A 14,752-nucleotide genomic window follows, 5' to 3' on the forward strand; every position below is an offset into this window, starting at 1 on the left:
TGTCGGTGCCACCTGCCACAATTGCCGCGCAACCTCAGTGGAGAAGGCGGTACGGGCGTGACGACACCCCTCGTAGGGTCCATCGAAGGCAGGATCGCCGAGGAGCTCGGCGTACGGGAGCGGCAGGTGAAGGCCGCCGTCGAGCTGCTCGACGGCGGATCGACGGTGCCCTTCATCGCCCGCTACCGCAAGGAAGCGACCGAGATGCTCGACGACGCGCAGCTGCGCACGCTCGAGGAACGGCTGCGCTACCTGCGGGAGCTGGAGGAGCGGCGGACCGCGATCCTGGAATCGGTGCGCGAGCAGGGCAAGCTCACGGAGGAGCTGGAGGCGCAGATCCGGGCCGCCGAGACCAAGGCGCGCCTCGAGGACATCTACCTCCCCTACAAGCCCAAGCGGCGCACCAAGGCGCAGATCGCGCGCGAGGCCGGTCTGGAGCCGCTCGCGGACGGCCTGTTGGGCGACCCGGGCGTGGAACCGCTGGCCGCTGCCGCCGCGTTCGTCGACGCCGACAAGGGTGTCGCCGATCCGCAGGCGGCCCTCGACGGGGCCCGCGCGATCCTCACCGAGCGGTTCTCGGAGGACGCCGACCTCATCGGTGAGCTGCGTGAGCGGATGTGGCAGCGCGGGCGCCTCGCCGCCAAGGTGCGGGAGGGCAAGGAGGAGGCGGGCGCCAAGTTCTCCGACTACTTCGACTTCTCGGAGCCCTTCACCGCGCTGCCCTCGCACCGCATCCTCGCGATGCTGCGCGGCGAGAAGGAGGAAATCCTCGACCTCGTCCTGGAGCCCGAGGAGGCCACGGAGGGGCCCTCGTCCTACGAGGGGATGGTCGCCCACCGCTTCCAGGTCTTCGACCGGGGCCGTCCCGGCGACAAGTGGCTTCAGGACACGGTCCGTTGGGCCTGGCGCACGCGCATCCTCGTGCACCTCGGCATCGACCTGCGGCTCCGGCTCCGTACGGCCGCCGAGGACGAGGCGGTCAACGTCTTCGCCTCGAACCTGCGGGACCTGCTGCTCGCCGCCCCGGCCGGCACGCGCGCGACGCTGGGCCTGGACCCCGGGTTCCGCACGGGCGTGAAGGTGGCCGTCGTCGACGCCACCGGCAAGGTCGTCGCCACGGACGTGATCTACCCGCACGTGCCGGCGAACAAGTGGGACGAGGCCCTCGCCAAGCTGGCCCGGCTCTCCGCACAGCACTCGGTCGACCTGATCGCGATCGGCAACGGCACGGCGTCCCGCGAGACCGACAAGCTCGCCGGTGAACTCATCACCAGGCACCCGGAGTTGAACCTCACCAAGGTGATGGTCTCCGAGGCCGGCGCGTCCGTGTACTCGGCGTCCGCGTTCGCCTCGCAGGAACTGCCCGACATGGACGTGTCGTTGCGCGGCGCGGTCTCCATCGCACGCCGGCTCCAGGACCCGCTGGCCGAGTTGGTGAAGATCGACCCCAAGTCGATCGGCGTCGGCCAGTACCAGCACGACCTGTCCGAGGTGAAGCTGTCGCGCTCGCTGGACGCGGTGGTCGAGGACTGTGTGAACGGCGTCGGCGTGGACGTCAACACGGCCTCCGCGCCGCTGCTCTCGCGCGTCTCCGGCATCACCTCCGGCCTCGCCGAGAACATCGTGTCGCACCGCGACGCCAACGGCCCGTTCACGTCCCGGACGCAGCTGAAGAGCGTGGCACGGCTCGGCCCGAAGGCGTACGAGCAGTGCGCGGGCTTCCTCCGCATCCGGGGCGGCGACGACCCGCTGGACGCGTCCAGCGTGCACCCCGAGGCGTACCCGGTCGTCCGGCGGATGGTGAAGAGCGCGGGCAGCGAGGTGGCGTCGCTGATCGGCAACACGTCGGTGCTGCGCTCGCTGAAGCCGGCGGAGTTCGTGGACGAGAAGTTCGGTCTGCCCACCGTCACCGACATCCTCAAGGAGCTGGAGAAGCCGGGGCGCGACCCCCGGCCCGCCTTCAAGACGGCCACGTTCAAGGACGGCGTCGAGAAGATCTCCGACCTGACCGCCGGGATGGTCCTGGAGGGCGTCGTCACGAACGTCGCCGCGTTCGGGGCGTTCATCGACATCGGCGTCCACCAGGACGGTCTGGCACACGTGTCCGCCCTGTCCAAGACGTTCGTCAAGGACCCGCGCGACGTGGTCAAGCCCGGCGACATCGTCAAGGTGAAGGTCCTCGACATCGACATCCCGCGCAAGCGGATCTCCCTCACGCTGCGCCTGGACGACGAGGCGGCGGCCTCCGGCGGGGAGCGGCGACAGCAGGGCGGTGGCGGCGAGCGCCGGCAGCAGGGCGGTGGGCGTCCGCCGCAGCAACGCCAGCAGCGCCAGGGTGGCCAGGGCGGCGGCGGTTCGCGGCAGGCGGCTGCTCCGCCGGCCAACAGCGCGATGGCCGACGCCCTGCGGAAGGCCGGGTTGCTGGACCAGGGCAGGAAGGGCAAGCGCTGACGGTTTGTGCCGGTCAGGTGGTGGGGAGCTGCGGGTCCGTTGTGGCTGGTCGCGCAGTTCCCCGCGCCCCTAAAAAAAGGGGGCGTTGCCCGCAGGGTGTCGTCATTCCGACCGCGCCTCTTTGTCGCCGCCGAGCGCCCTCCCCCTAGGGGCGCGGGGAACTGCGCGACCAGCCACGACGGCGTCGCAGACGAACGGCGACGCTACCGCGCCTCCGTCACCTTCCCGTCCGCGACCTCCAACCGCCGCGTCACCTGCACCGCATCCAGCATCCGCCGGTCATGAGTGACCAACAGCAGGGTCCCCTCGTACGCGTCGAGCGCCGACTCCAGCTGCTCGATCGCCGGCAGGTCGAGGTGGTTCGTGGGCTCGTCCAGGACCAGGAGGTTGACGCCTCGGCCCTGGAGCAGGGCCAGGGCGGAACGGGTCCGCTCGCCCGGTGACAGAGTCGCGGCGGGGCGCATCACATGGTGGGCCTTGAGGCCGAACTTGGCGAGCAGGGTGCGGACTTCGGCCGGCTCGGTGTCCGGGACGGCGGCGCAGAACGCGTCGAGCAGCGACTCCGTGCCGTGGAACAGCAGCCGGGCCTGATCGACCTCGCCGACCAGGACGCCCGAGCCGAGCGTCGCGTGCCCGGCGTCCAGCGGGATGCGGCCGAGCAGCGCGCCGAGGAGGGTCGACTTGCCCGCGCCGTTCGCGCCGGTCACCGCGACCCGGTCCGCCCAGTCGATCTGAAGGGACACCGGGCCGAAGCCGAAGTCACCGCGCCGTACCTCGGCGTCCCGCAGGGTGGCCACGACCGAGCCCGAGCGGGGCGCGGACGCGATCTCCATGCGCAGTTCCCACTCCTTGCGGGGCTCCTCGACGACATCGAGCCGTTCGATCATGCGCTGGGTCTGCCGGGCCTTCGCCGCCTGCTTCTCGCTCGCCTCGCTGCGGAACTTGCGGCCGATCTTGTCGTTGTCGTTGTTCGCCTTGCGCCGGGCGTTCTTGACGCCCTTGTCCATCCACCCGCGCTGCATCTGCGCCCGGTCCTGGAGCGCGGAGCGCTTGTCGGCGTACTCCTCGAAGTCGTCGCGGGCGTGCCGGCGCGCGACGTCCCGCTCCTCCAGGTACGCCTCGTAGCCGCCGCCGTAGAGGTTGATCTGGTTCTGGGCCAGGTCGAGTTCGAGGACCTTGGTGACCGTGCGGGTGAGGAACTCGCGGTCGTGCGAGACGACGACCGTGCCCGCGCGGAGGCCGGAGACGAAGCGTTCGAGGCGCTCCAGGCCGTCGAGGTCCAGGTCGTTGGTGGGCTCGTCGAGCAGGAAGATGTCGTAGCGGGAGAGCAGGAGCGAGGCCAGGCCCGCTCTCGCCGCCTGGCCGCCGGACAGGGACGTCATCGGCTGGTCCAGGTCGACGGCCAGGCCGAGGGTGTCGGCGATCTCCTCGGCGCGTTCGTCGAGGTCGGCGCCGCCGAGGTCGAGCCAGCGCTCCAGGCTCGACGAGTACGCGTCGTCGGCGCCGGGAGCGCCGTCCACCAGTGCCTGCGTGGCCTCGTCCATGGTCCGCTGGGCCTCGGCGACCCCCGTGCGGCGCGCGAGGAAGGCGCGCACGCTCTCGCCCGGGCGCCGCTCCGGCTCCTGCGGCAGATGTCCTACGGTCGCGGCCGGCGGGGAGAGGCGCAGTTCGCCCTCCTCCGGTGCGAGCAGGCCGGCGAGCATCCTGAGCAGGGTGGACTTGCCCGCGCCGTTGGCACCGACCAGACCGATCACATCACCGGGGGCGACGACGAGGTCGAGCCCGGTGAAGAGGGCGCGGTCGCCGTGTCCGGCGGCGAGATTCTTGGCGACGAGAGTGGCAGTCATCAGATCGCCGATCCTAATCGGTCCTCTTCCCCGCCTTGGCGTCCAGTCCGACGGGGCTCGGCACCGCATGGCCTGTTCGGCTACCGTCCGCGCATGGAGAGCGGCGGGAGTGGCGGGAGTGACGGCATGAGTGGCGATGTGATCGTGGTCGGCGGTGGTGTCATCGGACTGACGACGGCCGTCGTGCTGGCGGAGCGCGGGGCGCGGGTGCGGGTGTGGACGCGGGAGCCGGTCGAGCTGACGACCTCGGCGGTCGCGGGCGCGCTGTGGTGGCCGTACCGGATCGAACCGGAGCCGCTCGTCGGTGAGTGGGCGCTCCAATCGCTCGTCGTGTACGAGGAGTTGGCGGCGCGGCCCGAGGAGACGGGGGTACGCATGGTCGACGGCGTACAGGGTCAGACCCGGCTGGACGAGCTGGGGTCGTGGGCGGCCCGGGTGCCGGGGCTGCGGGAGGCGCGGGCCGAGGAGTTCGCGGGCGGCGGACTGTGGGCTCGGCTGCCGCTGATCGACATGTCGGTCCATCTCCCGTGGCTGCGGGACCGGTTCGTGGAACTGGGCGGGACCGTCGAGGAGGTGTCGGTGGCCGCTCTCACCGAGGTACCGGCGTCCGTCGTGGTCAACTGCACCGGGCTGGCCTCCCTGGACCTGGTGCCCGATCCCTCGGTGCGGCCGGTGCGGGGGCAGCTGGTCGTCGTGGAGAACCCGGGGATCACCACCTGGCTGACGTCCGTCGACCACTCGGCGGACACGTCCACGTACTTCTTCCCGCAGCCGGGCGGCCTCATCCTGGGCGGCACCGCCGAGGACAACGCCTGGTCGATGACCCCCGACCCCGCGACCGCCGAGGCGATCATCGCCCGCTGCGCGGCCTTCCGCCCGGAGATCGCCGAGGCCCGCGTCCTGGAACACCGGGTGGGGCTGCGGCCGACGCGTCCCTCGGTACGGCTGGAGCGTGAAGTACTGGGCGGGGGAAGGGCGTTGGTGCACAACTACGGTCACGGCGGGGCGGGGATCACCGTGGCGTGGGGCTGTGCGCGGGAGGCGGCGGACCTGGTGGGTGTGAGGGCGGGCTGAGGCGCTCGGGGACAGCACCGAGACTGCGCGACGGGGCGGGCCGGGAATCCGGCCGGCTCACCCCGCACACCCGCCCCACGCGAAACGGCGGAGCACATGCGCTCCGCCGTTCCCGTCGAGCCGTAGGACCGTCAGTCGGCGGTCAGTTGCCCGGTACCCGCTGTGCGGACCGTGGTGCTCGTACGCCGTCCAGGGCCGTGGGCGCCGGTGTCCTGGACGTGGTGCCCGCGGTGGCCTTCCTGAACGCCGACGCGCCGCCGACGAGGGGGAGGCGGGCCGAGGTGCGGGACAGGTCGAGGGTGAGGGCCGGGGTGGTGGACGGGGGGTCGATGAGGTCCTTGTCCGTGCCCGCGACGATCAGGGCGAGGCGGTGTCCGGCGGGGACGACGTGGTCGGTCGCCGCGAGGTCGAGGGTGATGGTGTACGCCTTGCCGGGGGTGAGCGGTACGCCCTTCGTGGCGGAGGCGTAGTGGCCGAGGTCGGCCCAGCCGCGGCTGACGACGTTGTAGTCGACGGCCTTGGTCCTGGCCTGGGTGGCGAGGAAGCAGGCGCTGTCGCCGGCCGTGCTCTCACCCCAGCAGGTGCGGTCGGTGAGCGTGGTGATGCCCTCGGCCGAGTCGGCGTAGTCCCGGATGGTGTCGGGTCCGACGTCCACGAGTACGGCCGAGAGGTGGGCCGTCGAGGTGGTGGGCGTCGCGGTGACGGTCACCTGCGAGGAGCCCGACAGGCGCAGGTCCTTGGTGAGGGGGCCGGTGACGAAACCCGCCTTGTCCGACGTCGGCCTGTCGATCGCGGCGGCCCAGTCCGTCTCGCTCTCCCGCGGGTCGTCGGTGAACGTCTCGGTGCCCGAGCCGGTGCGGAGACCGAGCGCGCCGACGCCCGGCCTGGTGCCCCGCGCCGGGTGGAGGGTGGTCGTCGCGGTGCCGCTCGGCGGCCAGGTCGCCGACGTGACCCACTGGTCGGGGTGGCGCTCGATGTCGGCCATCGGCCGGCGGTCGATCCCGTTGTCGTAGCCGAGGAGTTCGTGGTCGAACCAGCGGTGCAGGGTGTCCACGAAGTCGGCGCGGCGGTAGTCGAAGGGGTCGACGTGGCCGGTCTGGGAGAGCCAGATCTTGCGCTCGACGCCGTTCTTGGCGAGGGCGTCCCACCACTGGCCGAAGTTCTTGGTGCGGACGTTGAGGTCCTGCATGCCGTGCACGAGGAACACGCTGGCCTTGACCTTGCTCGCGTCCTTGACATAGTCGCGCTCGGTCCACAACGGGGTCCAGTCGCCGGTGCGCGGGGCGCCGTCGACGAGTTTCCGCTGGACGGCCGCGCAGTTGGCCTGCGCGTCGGGGCTTTCGACGGCGTCGGAGAGCCAGTCGGGGCCGGAGTCGTAGAGCGGGGCGCCCTGGGCGAAGTAGTAGTCGTACCAGGAGGAGATGGCGCTGATCGGGACGATCGTCTTCAGGCCCTTGACGCCGGTGGCGGCGACGCCGTTGGCGATGGTGCCGTCCCAGCTCTTGCCGATCATGCCCGTCCTGCCGTTGGTCCAGCTCGCCTGAGTGCGCACGGTTCCGGTGCGTGTCGTGTACGCCTTGGCGCGGCCGTTGAGCCAGTCGACGACGGCCTTCGCGGACTGGATGTCGGAGCGTCCGCCGACGTCGACGCAGCCGTCGGAGCGGTTGGTGCCGGCGAGGTCGACGCCGACGAAGGCGTAGCCGCGGGGCACGAAGTAGTTGTCGTAGAACAGCGGCATCTGGACAACGTTGCCGCCGGCGTCGTACGTCTTCAGCTGGCTCTCGTTGCCGCGTCCGCAGCAGGAGTAGTAGGGGCTGGCGTCCATGATGACCGGGACTTTGCGGCCCTGGCGGGCGGGTTCGCTCGGCCGGACGATGTCGACGGCGACCCGGTCGGTCTTCCCGTCGCCGTCGCCGTCGAGTCCGGTGTCCACCCAGACGGCCTCGCGGACCGCGTTGGCGTAGGAGTAGACGGGCCGGCTCTCCTGCGGGGCGCTCTGGGCCGTCGCCGGGGTGAGGAAGGCGGCCAGGAGGGCGGCGATCGCCGCCGTCGCGAGCGATCTCCAGATCGTGAAGCTCGTGCGTTTCGGCATGCGCGGACGGTACATCGGTCAACTCCCGCGCAGGAAGAGGCACTCGGGTCGTGACGGCCGAATGGCGATCGTGTGACAGGAGGGGCCGTGGACAGGCAGCGGGGCACAGGGAGTGAATAGCCTGTGGACGGACTCGCTGGACCGACACCTACGGCACTTCGACCTTCGTGGACCCCCATGGCTCCTCAACCCATTGCGGAGCCCTACGACTTGGAGTTCTCGTGCACCGCAGAATCATCGCGCCGGGCGCCCTCGCGGCGGCCTCCCTCATGCTGGCGATCCCGGCATCGGCGGCAAGCTACTCCCCCGGCGCTCCGGGCAGCGGCGACCCCTACTACCCGTTCTACGGCAACGGCGGCTACGACGTCTCGCACTACGACCTGAGGCTCCAATACCAGCCCGCCACCGACGAGTTGGCGGGCACGGCGACGATCCTCGCGAAGACCACGCAGGACCTGTCGCGGTTCGACCTGGACTTCCTGCTCGACGTCAGCGAGATCCGGGTCAACGGCGCGAAGGCGACCTTCGCGACCTCCGGACAGCACGAGCTGGAGATCACCCCGAAGACCCCGCTGCCCAAGGGCACGCCGATCACGGTCGTCGTCCGCTACAGCGGGGTGCCGTCCACGAAGAGCGCGTACGGCTTCAGCACATGGCACCGCACGCCGGACGGCGCGGTCGCGGCCGACGAGCCCGAGTCCGCGTGGTGGTGGTTCCCGAGCAACGACCACCCCAGCGACAAGGCGACCTACGACGTGTCGGTGGCGGTGCCGGACGGCACCCAGGCGATCTCCAACGGCACGCTCCAGTCGACGAGTTCACAGCGCGGCTGGACCCGCTACAACTGGCGGCAGAACAAGCCGCAGGCGACATATCTGGCCACGCTCGCCCTCGGCAGGTTCGACATCACGACCAGCACCTCGGACGGCGGCGTCCCCGTCATCAACGCCTACAGCAAGGACCTCGGCGACAACGACGGGTCCGCGCGGGCGAGCGTCGAGCGGACCGGGGAGATCGTCGACTGGCTGAGCGGCTACTTCGGGCCGTATCCGTTCAGCACGGCCGGAGGGTACGTGCCCAACACGACCACCGGGTACGCGCTGGAGACCCAGACGCGCGTCTACTACAGCCCCAGGCAGTTCGCGAACGGCGCCAACACCTCTGTCGTCGTGCATGAGCTGGCCCATCAGTGGTACGGCGACGACGTGTCGCTCAAGGGTTGGAAGGACATCTGGATCAACGAGGGGTTCGCTCGGTACGCGCAGTGGCTGTGGTCGGAGCACGAGGGTGAGGGGACCACGCAGGAGCTCGCCGACTACGTGTACGCCTCGCATCCGGCGGACGACCCGTTCTGGACGATCGCGCCGGGTGACCCCGGGCCGGAGGACCAGTTCGAACTGCCCGTCTACGACCGGGGGGCCTTGGCGATTCAGGCGTTGCGCAACGAGGTCGGTGACGACGCGTTCTTCGCCATTCTGAAGGGGTGGCCCCAGGAGCACGCTTACGGCAACGCCTCGGTGGCGGACTTCCGGGCCTATGCCGAGCAGGTCTCCGGGAAGTCGCTGTCCGCGCTCTTCGACACGTGGTTGTTCGAGCCGGCCAAGCCCGCGGCTCCGGCCGCGCGGAGCGCGTCCATCGCGAAGGCGTCGGCGACCCCGGTGCGGCCGAAGTCGTGGAAGAGGATCGCGGCCACCAACGACGTGCACTAAGCGTCCGCGTGGTTCCGCGGTGCGGGCGCCGCTCTCGCCAGGAGTTCGCCGCGGGTTATCGGTGCCGTCTCCGTCGACGGCACCGTGCAGGCGTGCGCCCCCGCGATCGAGCCGTACCGGGCGGCGCGCTGCGGGGTCTCCCGGTTGAGCCAGCCGTAGAGGAAGGCCGCGGCGAAGGCGTCGCCCGCGCCGTTCGAGTCGATGGGCGCGGAGGGCGGGGCGACGGGCGGGATGTGGGTCAGCTCGTCGTCGGCCAGGAGGTACGCGCCCTCCGCTCCGGCCGTGGCGATGACCAGTTCGGCGCGGCCGTGTTCGGCGATGGCTCGCATCGTGCGCTCCGGGGGGCCGGTCAGCGCGGTGGTGGAGAGGAAGACGATGTCCGCCGCGTGGGCGAACTCCTCCTGGTACGGGTTCTTGCCGTCCCAGTTGTGCAGGTCCGTCGAGATCGTCGCGCCGGACTCGCGCAGCAGCGGGAGGGCGTGGGCGCAGGGCTGGGTGATGGAGACGTGGGCGTGGCGGCTTCTCGTGGCGAGGGCGCGGACCGTGGCTTCCGGGAGGCGGTCGTCGGGACGGGCGCGGGTCGCGTCGTAGAGGGAGAGGCGCCGGCCGTCGGGGCCCACGAGGTTGACCGCGCGCTTGGTGCCCGCCGGCTGCGGGATCTCGGTGAGCGGGATGGCGTGGTCGCGGTGCAGCGCGCGGACCAGGTCACCCTCGGGGTCGGCGCCCAGCATGTCCAGGTGGTGGGTGCGCAGGCCCAGCGCACTCAGGCCCAGGGCCACGAAGTCGCCGGTCTGGCCGGCGCGGGTGCGGATGCCGGGGTCGATCATGTAGCTGTCGGCGTACGGGAGCGGTAGCTGGGGGACGTGGACGATGGTGTCCACTCCGGCGCCGCCCAGGACGAGGACGTCGATGTCGCGGCTCATGGCTCTCCCTCTCGGATACGGGCAGTGAGTCAAGCAGGCACCCACGGCCGATTGCAAGGGCTTGCAGAAAACCCCGCAAGTCCCTTCATGCGCCTGCCGGTTGGGCCCCTCGGTCCCCGTGGTCGTACACACTCACCGCGATCCCCCGCCGCACCAGCCTCTCGGTGATCAACGGTTCGACGCGTGACCATGTGCCACCCGCCAGACCGCAGCCGATGCGGGGCATATGGACGGACGCGCCGAGCCCGGCGGCCCTCTCGGCGAGGTGGGTCAGTGCGGTGTCGATCGCGTCGTAGCGCACGGGGACGCCCTTGCTGCCACCCCGGACATAGTTGATCTCCCCCATGCCGACCACCGTAGACGGCACCACTGACAACGGCCCCGGCCTGGTTTCACAGTGGTGGTGAGACAGCGATACTGCTGCACATGACGACCGACACCGAGGAGCCCACGCTCACGATCGACGAACTGGCCGCGCGGGCCGGTACCACGGTCCGCACGGTCCGGTTCTACAGCACCAAGGGGCTGCTCCCGCCGCCGGTGATCGGGGCGCGGCGGGTCGGGCACTACGGGCAGGAGCATCTGTCGCGGCTCGCGCTGATCGAGGAGTTGCAGCAGCAGGGCATGACCCTGGCCGCGATCGAGCGCTACGTGGCACAGCTGCCGCCGGAGCTCACCGCGCACGACCTCGCGATCCACCGCGCGGTGGTCGCGTCGTGGGCGCCGGAGGGCACGGAGACCCTGGACCGGCGGGAGCTGGAGCGGCGGGCGGGGCGGGCTCTGGGCGAGGAGGACGTGGAGCGGCTGGTCGCGATGGGTGTGGTCGGGCTCGACGGGGACGCGTACCGCGTCGACTCGGGGCTGCTGCGGCTCGGCGTGCGGCTGCTCGACGTGCCGATCTCCCAGGAGGCGATCCTCGCGTCCCGGAACGTGCTGATCGAGCACTCCCGGGCGGCGGCCCACGCGTTGTCGCAGGTGTTGCGCGGGGAGGTCTCCCAACGGGCCGCGCAGGACGTGAAGTCGCTGTCCGCGCACATGCAACCCCTGGTCGTGCAGGCTCTTCTGACGACCTTTCAGCGGTCGTTGCGCGAGGAGCTCCGCGAGTGGCTCAAGGAGTCACCGGAGGACCGGGACGGCTGAGCCACTCGCGGCTCGTGCCTCAGCGCGCGTCGCTGAAGCGCTCCCCCTTCTCGGCCTTCTCCACGAGCAGCGCGGGCGGCGTGAACCGCTCCCCGTAGCGCTCGGCGAGCGCACGCGCGCGTGCCACGAAGCCGGGCAGGCCGCCCTCGTAGCCGTTGATGTACTGGAGGACGCCGCCGGTCCAGCCGGGGAAGCCGATCCCGAAGACGGACCCGATGTTGGCGTCCGCGACGGACGTCAGGACGCCCTCCTCCAGGAGCTTGACCGTGTCGAGCGCCTCGGAGAACAGCATGCGTTCCTGCATGTCACGGAAGGGGATCTCCGCGCCTTCGTGGGTGAAGTGCTCGCGCAGGCCCGGCCACAGCCCGGCGCGCTTGCCGTCCTCGTCGTAGTCGTAGAAGCCCGCGCCGCCGCTGCGCCCGGGACGGCCGAACTCGTCGACCATGCGGTCGATGACGGCCTCGGCGGGGTGGCCGGGCCAGGTGCCGCCCGCCTCCTCGACGGCCCGCTTGGACTCGTTGCGGATCTTGCGCGGGAGCGTGAGCGTCAGCTCGTCCATCAGGGAGAGGACCTTGGCCGGGTAGCCGGCCTGGGCGGCGGCCTGCTCGATCGACGCGGGCTCGATGCCCTCGCCGACCATCGCGACGCCCTCGTTGATGAACTGGCCGATGACCCGGGAGGTGAAGAAGCCGCGCGAGTCGTTGACGACGATCGGGGTCTTCTTGATCTGCCGGACGAGGTCGAAGGCGCGCGCGAGCGCCTCGTCGCCGGTGCGCTCGCCCTTGATGATCTCGACGAGGGGCATCTTGTCGACCGGCGAGAAGAAGTGCAGCCCGATGAAGTCGCCCTGCCGCTCGACGCCTTCGGCGAGGGCGGTGATCGGGAGGGTGGAGGTGTTGGAGCAGAGCAGCGCGTCGGGTTCGACGATGTGCTGGATCTCCTGGAACACCTTGTGCTTGAGCGAGGTGTCCTCGAAGACGGCCTCGATCACCGCGTCGCAGCCCGCGAGGTCCTGCGGGTCGGCGGTGGGCGTGATGCGGGCGAGCAGCGCGTCCGCCTTCTCCTGTGTCGTACGACCGCGGGAGACGGCCTTGGCGCAGAGCTTCTCGGAGTACGCCCTGCCCTTGGCCGCCGCCTCCGGGGTCACGTCCTTGAGGACGACGTCGATGCCCGCGCGGGCGCACGTGTACGCGATGCCGGCGCCCATCATCCCGGCGCCGAGGACCGCGGCCTTGCGGACCGGGCGGGAGGGGATGCCCTGGGGGCGGTTGGCGCCGGAGTTGACGGCCTGGAGGTCGAAGAAGAACGCCTGGATCATGTTCTTCGAGGTCTGGCCGACCGCCAGCTCGACGAAGTAGCGGGTCTCGATGACCTGGGCGGTCTCGAAGTCGACCTGGGCGCCCTCGACGGCGGCGGCGAGGATGTTGCGCGGTGCCGGGTAGGGCGCGCCGTTGGTCTGCTTGCGCAGGGTGGCGGGGAAGGCGGGCAGGTTGGCCGCGAACTTGGGGTTGGCGGGGGTGCCGCCCGGGATGCGGTACCCGGGCTTGTCCCAGGGCTGCTGCGACTCGGGGTTGGCGTCGATGAAGGCGCGGGCCTTGGCGATCAACTCGTCCGGGGTGGTGGCCACTTCGTGGACGAGGCCGTTCTCCTGGGCGCGCCGGGGGCTGTACTGGGTGCCCTGGAGGAGCACTTTCAGCAGGGCGTCGGCGATGCCCAGCAGCCGTACCGTGCGGACGACGCCGCCGCCTCCGGGGAGGAGGCCGAGGGTGACCTCGGGGCAGCCGATCTTCGAGCCGGGCGCGTCGAGGGCGATGCGGTGGTGGCAGGCGAGGGCGAGTTCGTAGCCGCCGCCCAGGGCCGCGCCGTTCATCGCGGCGACGACCGGCTTGCCGAGGGTCTCGATGCGGCGCAGGTTCCGCTTGATGGCGAGGCCGCCGTCGAAGAACTCCTGGGCGGTGTCGGGGGTGACACGGATCAGGTCGCGCAGGTCGCCGCCCGCGAAGAAGGTCTTCTTGGCGGAGGTGACGATGATGCCGCGGATGGAGTCCCGTTCGGCCTCCAGGCGGTCGGTGATCGCCGTGAGGGAGTCGCGGAAGGCCGCGTTCATGGTGTTCGCGGACTGGTTCGGGTCGTCGAGGACGAGGGTGACGACGCCGGTGTCGTCCTGTTCCCAGCGGATGGTGGTGCTCTCGGTCATGAGGGGTTCTCCGTAGAAGTCTCTGATGGCCGCGGAGGCCGCAGGTGGCCCGGAGCGGCTCCGGTGTCCACAGGAGGGCTCTGGTGGCCGCTGGGGTCTCAGATGCGCTCGACGATCGTCGCGATGCCCATGCCGCCGCCGACGCACAGCGTGGCGAGGCCGTAGCGCTTGTCCTGGCGCTCCAGTTCGTCGACGAGCGTGCCGAGGATGATCGCTCCGGTGGCGCCGAGCGGGTGGCCGAGCGCGATGGCCCCGCCGTTGACGTTGACCTTGTCCAGGGACAGGCCCATGTCGCGTACGAAGCGCAGGACGACCGCGGCGAAGGCCTCGTTGATCTCGACGAGGTCGATGTCGTCGATGGTCAGCCCGGCCTTGGCGAGGGCCTTGCGGGTGGCGGGCGCGGGCCCGGTGAGCATGATGGTCGGCTCGGAGCCGGAGACGGCCGCGGAGACGATCCGCGCGCGCGGGGTGAGGCGGTACCGCTCGCCGACCTCCTTCGAGCCGATGGCGACGAGGGAGGCGCCGTCGACGATGCCGGAGGAGTTGCCCGCGTGGTGGACGTGGTCGATCTTCTCGACCCAGTGGTACTTCTGGAGGGCCACCGCGTCGAAGCCGCCGAGTTCGCCGATGTCCGCGAAGGACGGCTTCAGCCTGGCGAGGGAGTCGGCGGTGGTGCCGGGGCGCAGGTGCTCGTCCTGGTCGAGGACGACAAGGCCGCTGCGGTCCAGGACCGGGACGACGGACCGGTCGAAGCGGCCCTCCTTCCAGGCGGTGGCCGCGCGCTCCTGCGAGAGCGCCGCGTACTCGTCCACGTCGCGCCGGGAGAATCCCTCGATGGTGGCGATCAGGTCGGCGCCGATGCCCTGGGGCACGAAGTTGACGGCGAGGTTCGTCATCGGGTCGTTGAACCAGGCGCCGCCGTCCGAGGCCATGGGCACCCGGGACATCGACTCGACACCGCCGGCGAGGATGAGGTCCTCCCAGCCCGAACGCACCTTGGCGGCGGCCATGTTGACGGCTTCGAGGCCCGAGGCACAGAAGCGGTTCTCCTGGACGCCGGCGACCGTGTCCGGCAGTCCCGCGGCGACGGCGGCGATCCGGGCGATGTCGGAGCCCTGGTCGCCGACCGGGCCGACGACCCCGAGGACGATGTCGTCGATCGCGGCCGGGTCCAGGTCGGGGAAGCGGTCACGGAGTTCGTGGATGAGCCCGACGACCAGGTCGATGGGCTTCGTGCCGTGCAGGGATCCGTTCGCCTTGCCGCGCCCGCGCGGGGTGCGGATCGCGTCGTAGACATACGCTTCGGTGCTCACTGACAA

General features: G+C 71.0%; 9 protein-coding genes and 1 pseudogene. 4 read left to right on the top strand and 6 right to left on the bottom strand.

What is annotated here, in order from left to right; genetic code table 11:
- Nucleotides 1-57 precede the first annotated feature (57 nt).
- Nucleotides 58-2,451 (top strand): Tex family protein, encoded by a 2,394-nt coding sequence (locus ACIRB1_RS03065; protein WP_403464363.1) that lies wholly within the window; start codon nt 58-60, stop codon nt 2,449-2,451.
- Between the two features lie 203 nt (nt 2,452-2,654).
- Here the strand turns inward: ACIRB1_RS03065 and ACIRB1_RS03070 are convergent, their stop codons facing one another.
- Nucleotides 2,655-4,298 (bottom strand): ABC-F family ATP-binding cassette domain-containing protein, encoded by a 1,644-nt coding sequence (locus tag ACIRB1_RS03070; RefSeq protein WP_352181070.1) that lies wholly within the window; start codon nt 4,296-4,298, stop codon nt 2,655-2,657.
- A gap of 126 nt (nt 4,299-4,424) precedes the next feature.
- Here ACIRB1_RS03070 and ACIRB1_RS03075 point away from each other — a divergent pair, with 126 nt between their 5' ends.
- Nucleotides 4,425-5,372 (top strand): FAD-dependent oxidoreductase, encoded by a 948-nt coding sequence (locus ACIRB1_RS03075; RefSeq protein ID WP_403464364.1) that lies wholly within the window; start codon nt 4,425-4,427, stop codon nt 5,370-5,372.
- A 142-nt stretch (nt 5,373-5,514) separates the two neighbouring features.
- Here ACIRB1_RS03075 and ACIRB1_RS03080 read toward each other — a convergent pair whose 3' ends face one another.
- Nucleotides 5,515-7,464 carry a Xaa-Pro dipeptidyl-peptidase gene (locus ACIRB1_RS03080; protein WP_403464365.1) on the bottom strand — a complete coding sequence of 650 codons (1,950 nt, stop codon included), beginning with the start codon at nt 7,462-7,464 and terminating at the stop codon, nt 5,515-5,517.
- 221 nt (nt 7,465-7,685) lie between these two features.
- Here ACIRB1_RS03080 and ACIRB1_RS03085 point away from each other — a divergent pair, with 221 nt between their 5' ends.
- Nucleotides 7,686-9,173: a M1 family metallopeptidase gene (locus ACIRB1_RS03085; protein ID WP_403464366.1), complete on the top strand. Its 1,488-nt coding sequence runs from the start codon at nt 7,686-7,688 to the stop codon at nt 9,171-9,173.
- Here the strand turns inward: ACIRB1_RS03085 and ACIRB1_RS03090 are convergent.
- Nucleotides 9,170-10,096, bottom strand: coding sequence for a PfkB family carbohydrate kinase (locus ACIRB1_RS03090; protein WP_352181066.1), 927 nt, complete (start codon nt 10,094-10,096; stop codon nt 9,170-9,172). The two genes, ACIRB1_RS03085 and ACIRB1_RS03090, sit on opposite strands and share 4 nt — an antisense overlap.
- A gap of 85 nt (nt 10,097-10,181) precedes the next feature.
- Nucleotides 10,182-10,421, bottom strand: a pseudogene (locus tag ACIRB1_RS03095) (Appr-1-p processing protein); the annotation flags it as partial.
- A gap of 101 nt (nt 10,422-10,522) precedes the next feature.
- Between ACIRB1_RS03095 and ACIRB1_RS03100 the strand changes: the two are divergent.
- Nucleotides 10,523-11,236, top strand: coding sequence for a MerR family transcriptional regulator (locus tag ACIRB1_RS03100; RefSeq protein WP_403464367.1), 714 nt, complete (start codon nt 10,523-10,525; stop codon nt 11,234-11,236).
- A gap of 19 nt (nt 11,237-11,255) precedes the next feature.
- Here ACIRB1_RS03100 and ACIRB1_RS03105 read toward each other — a convergent pair whose 3' ends face one another.
- Both ACIRB1_RS03105 and ACIRB1_RS03110 read right to left on the bottom strand, forming a co-directional pair.
- Nucleotides 11,256-13,433, bottom strand: a complete 2,178-nt coding sequence (locus ACIRB1_RS03105) for a 3-hydroxyacyl-CoA dehydrogenase NAD-binding domain-containing protein (protein WP_403464368.1) — start codon at nt 13,431-13,433, stop codon at nt 11,256-11,258.
- Between the two features lie 98 nt (nt 13,434-13,531).
- Nucleotides 13,532-14,746 (bottom strand): acetyl-CoA C-acetyltransferase, encoded by a 1,215-nt coding sequence (locus ACIRB1_RS03110; RefSeq protein ID WP_403464369.1) that lies wholly within the window; start codon nt 14,744-14,746, stop codon nt 13,532-13,534.
- Between the last annotated feature and the right edge of the window lie 6 nt (nt 14,747-14,752).

It is taken from the genome of Streptomyces sp. NPDC096013 (assembly GCF_044763565.1).
Classification (GTDB): Bacteria; Actinomycetota; Actinomycetes; order Streptomycetales; family Streptomycetaceae; genus Streptomyces.

Bases quoted from the DNA above. Each gene is read 5' to 3' on its own strand.
- ACIRB1_RS03070 (WP_352181070.1), bottom strand. From the start codon at position 4,298: ATGACTGCCACTCTCGTCGCCAAGAATCTCGCCGCCGGACACGGCGAC.
- ACIRB1_RS03105 (WP_403464368.1), bottom strand. From the start codon at position 13,433: ATGACCGAGAGCACCACCATCCGCTGGGAACAGGACGACACCGGCGTC.
- ACIRB1_RS03075 (WP_403464364.1), top strand. From the start codon at position 4,425: ATGAGTGGCGATGTGATCGTGGTCGGCGGTGGTGTCATCGGACTGACG.
- ACIRB1_RS03080 (WP_403464365.1), bottom strand. From the start codon at position 7,464: ATGCCGAAACGCACGAGCTTCACGATCTGGAGATCGCTCGCGACGGCG.
- ACIRB1_RS03100 (WP_403464367.1), top strand. From the start codon at position 10,523: ATGACGACCGACACCGAGGAGCCCACGCTCACGATCGACGAACTGGCC.
- ACIRB1_RS03090 (WP_352181066.1), bottom strand. From the start codon at position 10,096: ATGAGCCGCGACATCGACGTCCTCGTCCTGGGCGGCGCCGGAGTGGAC.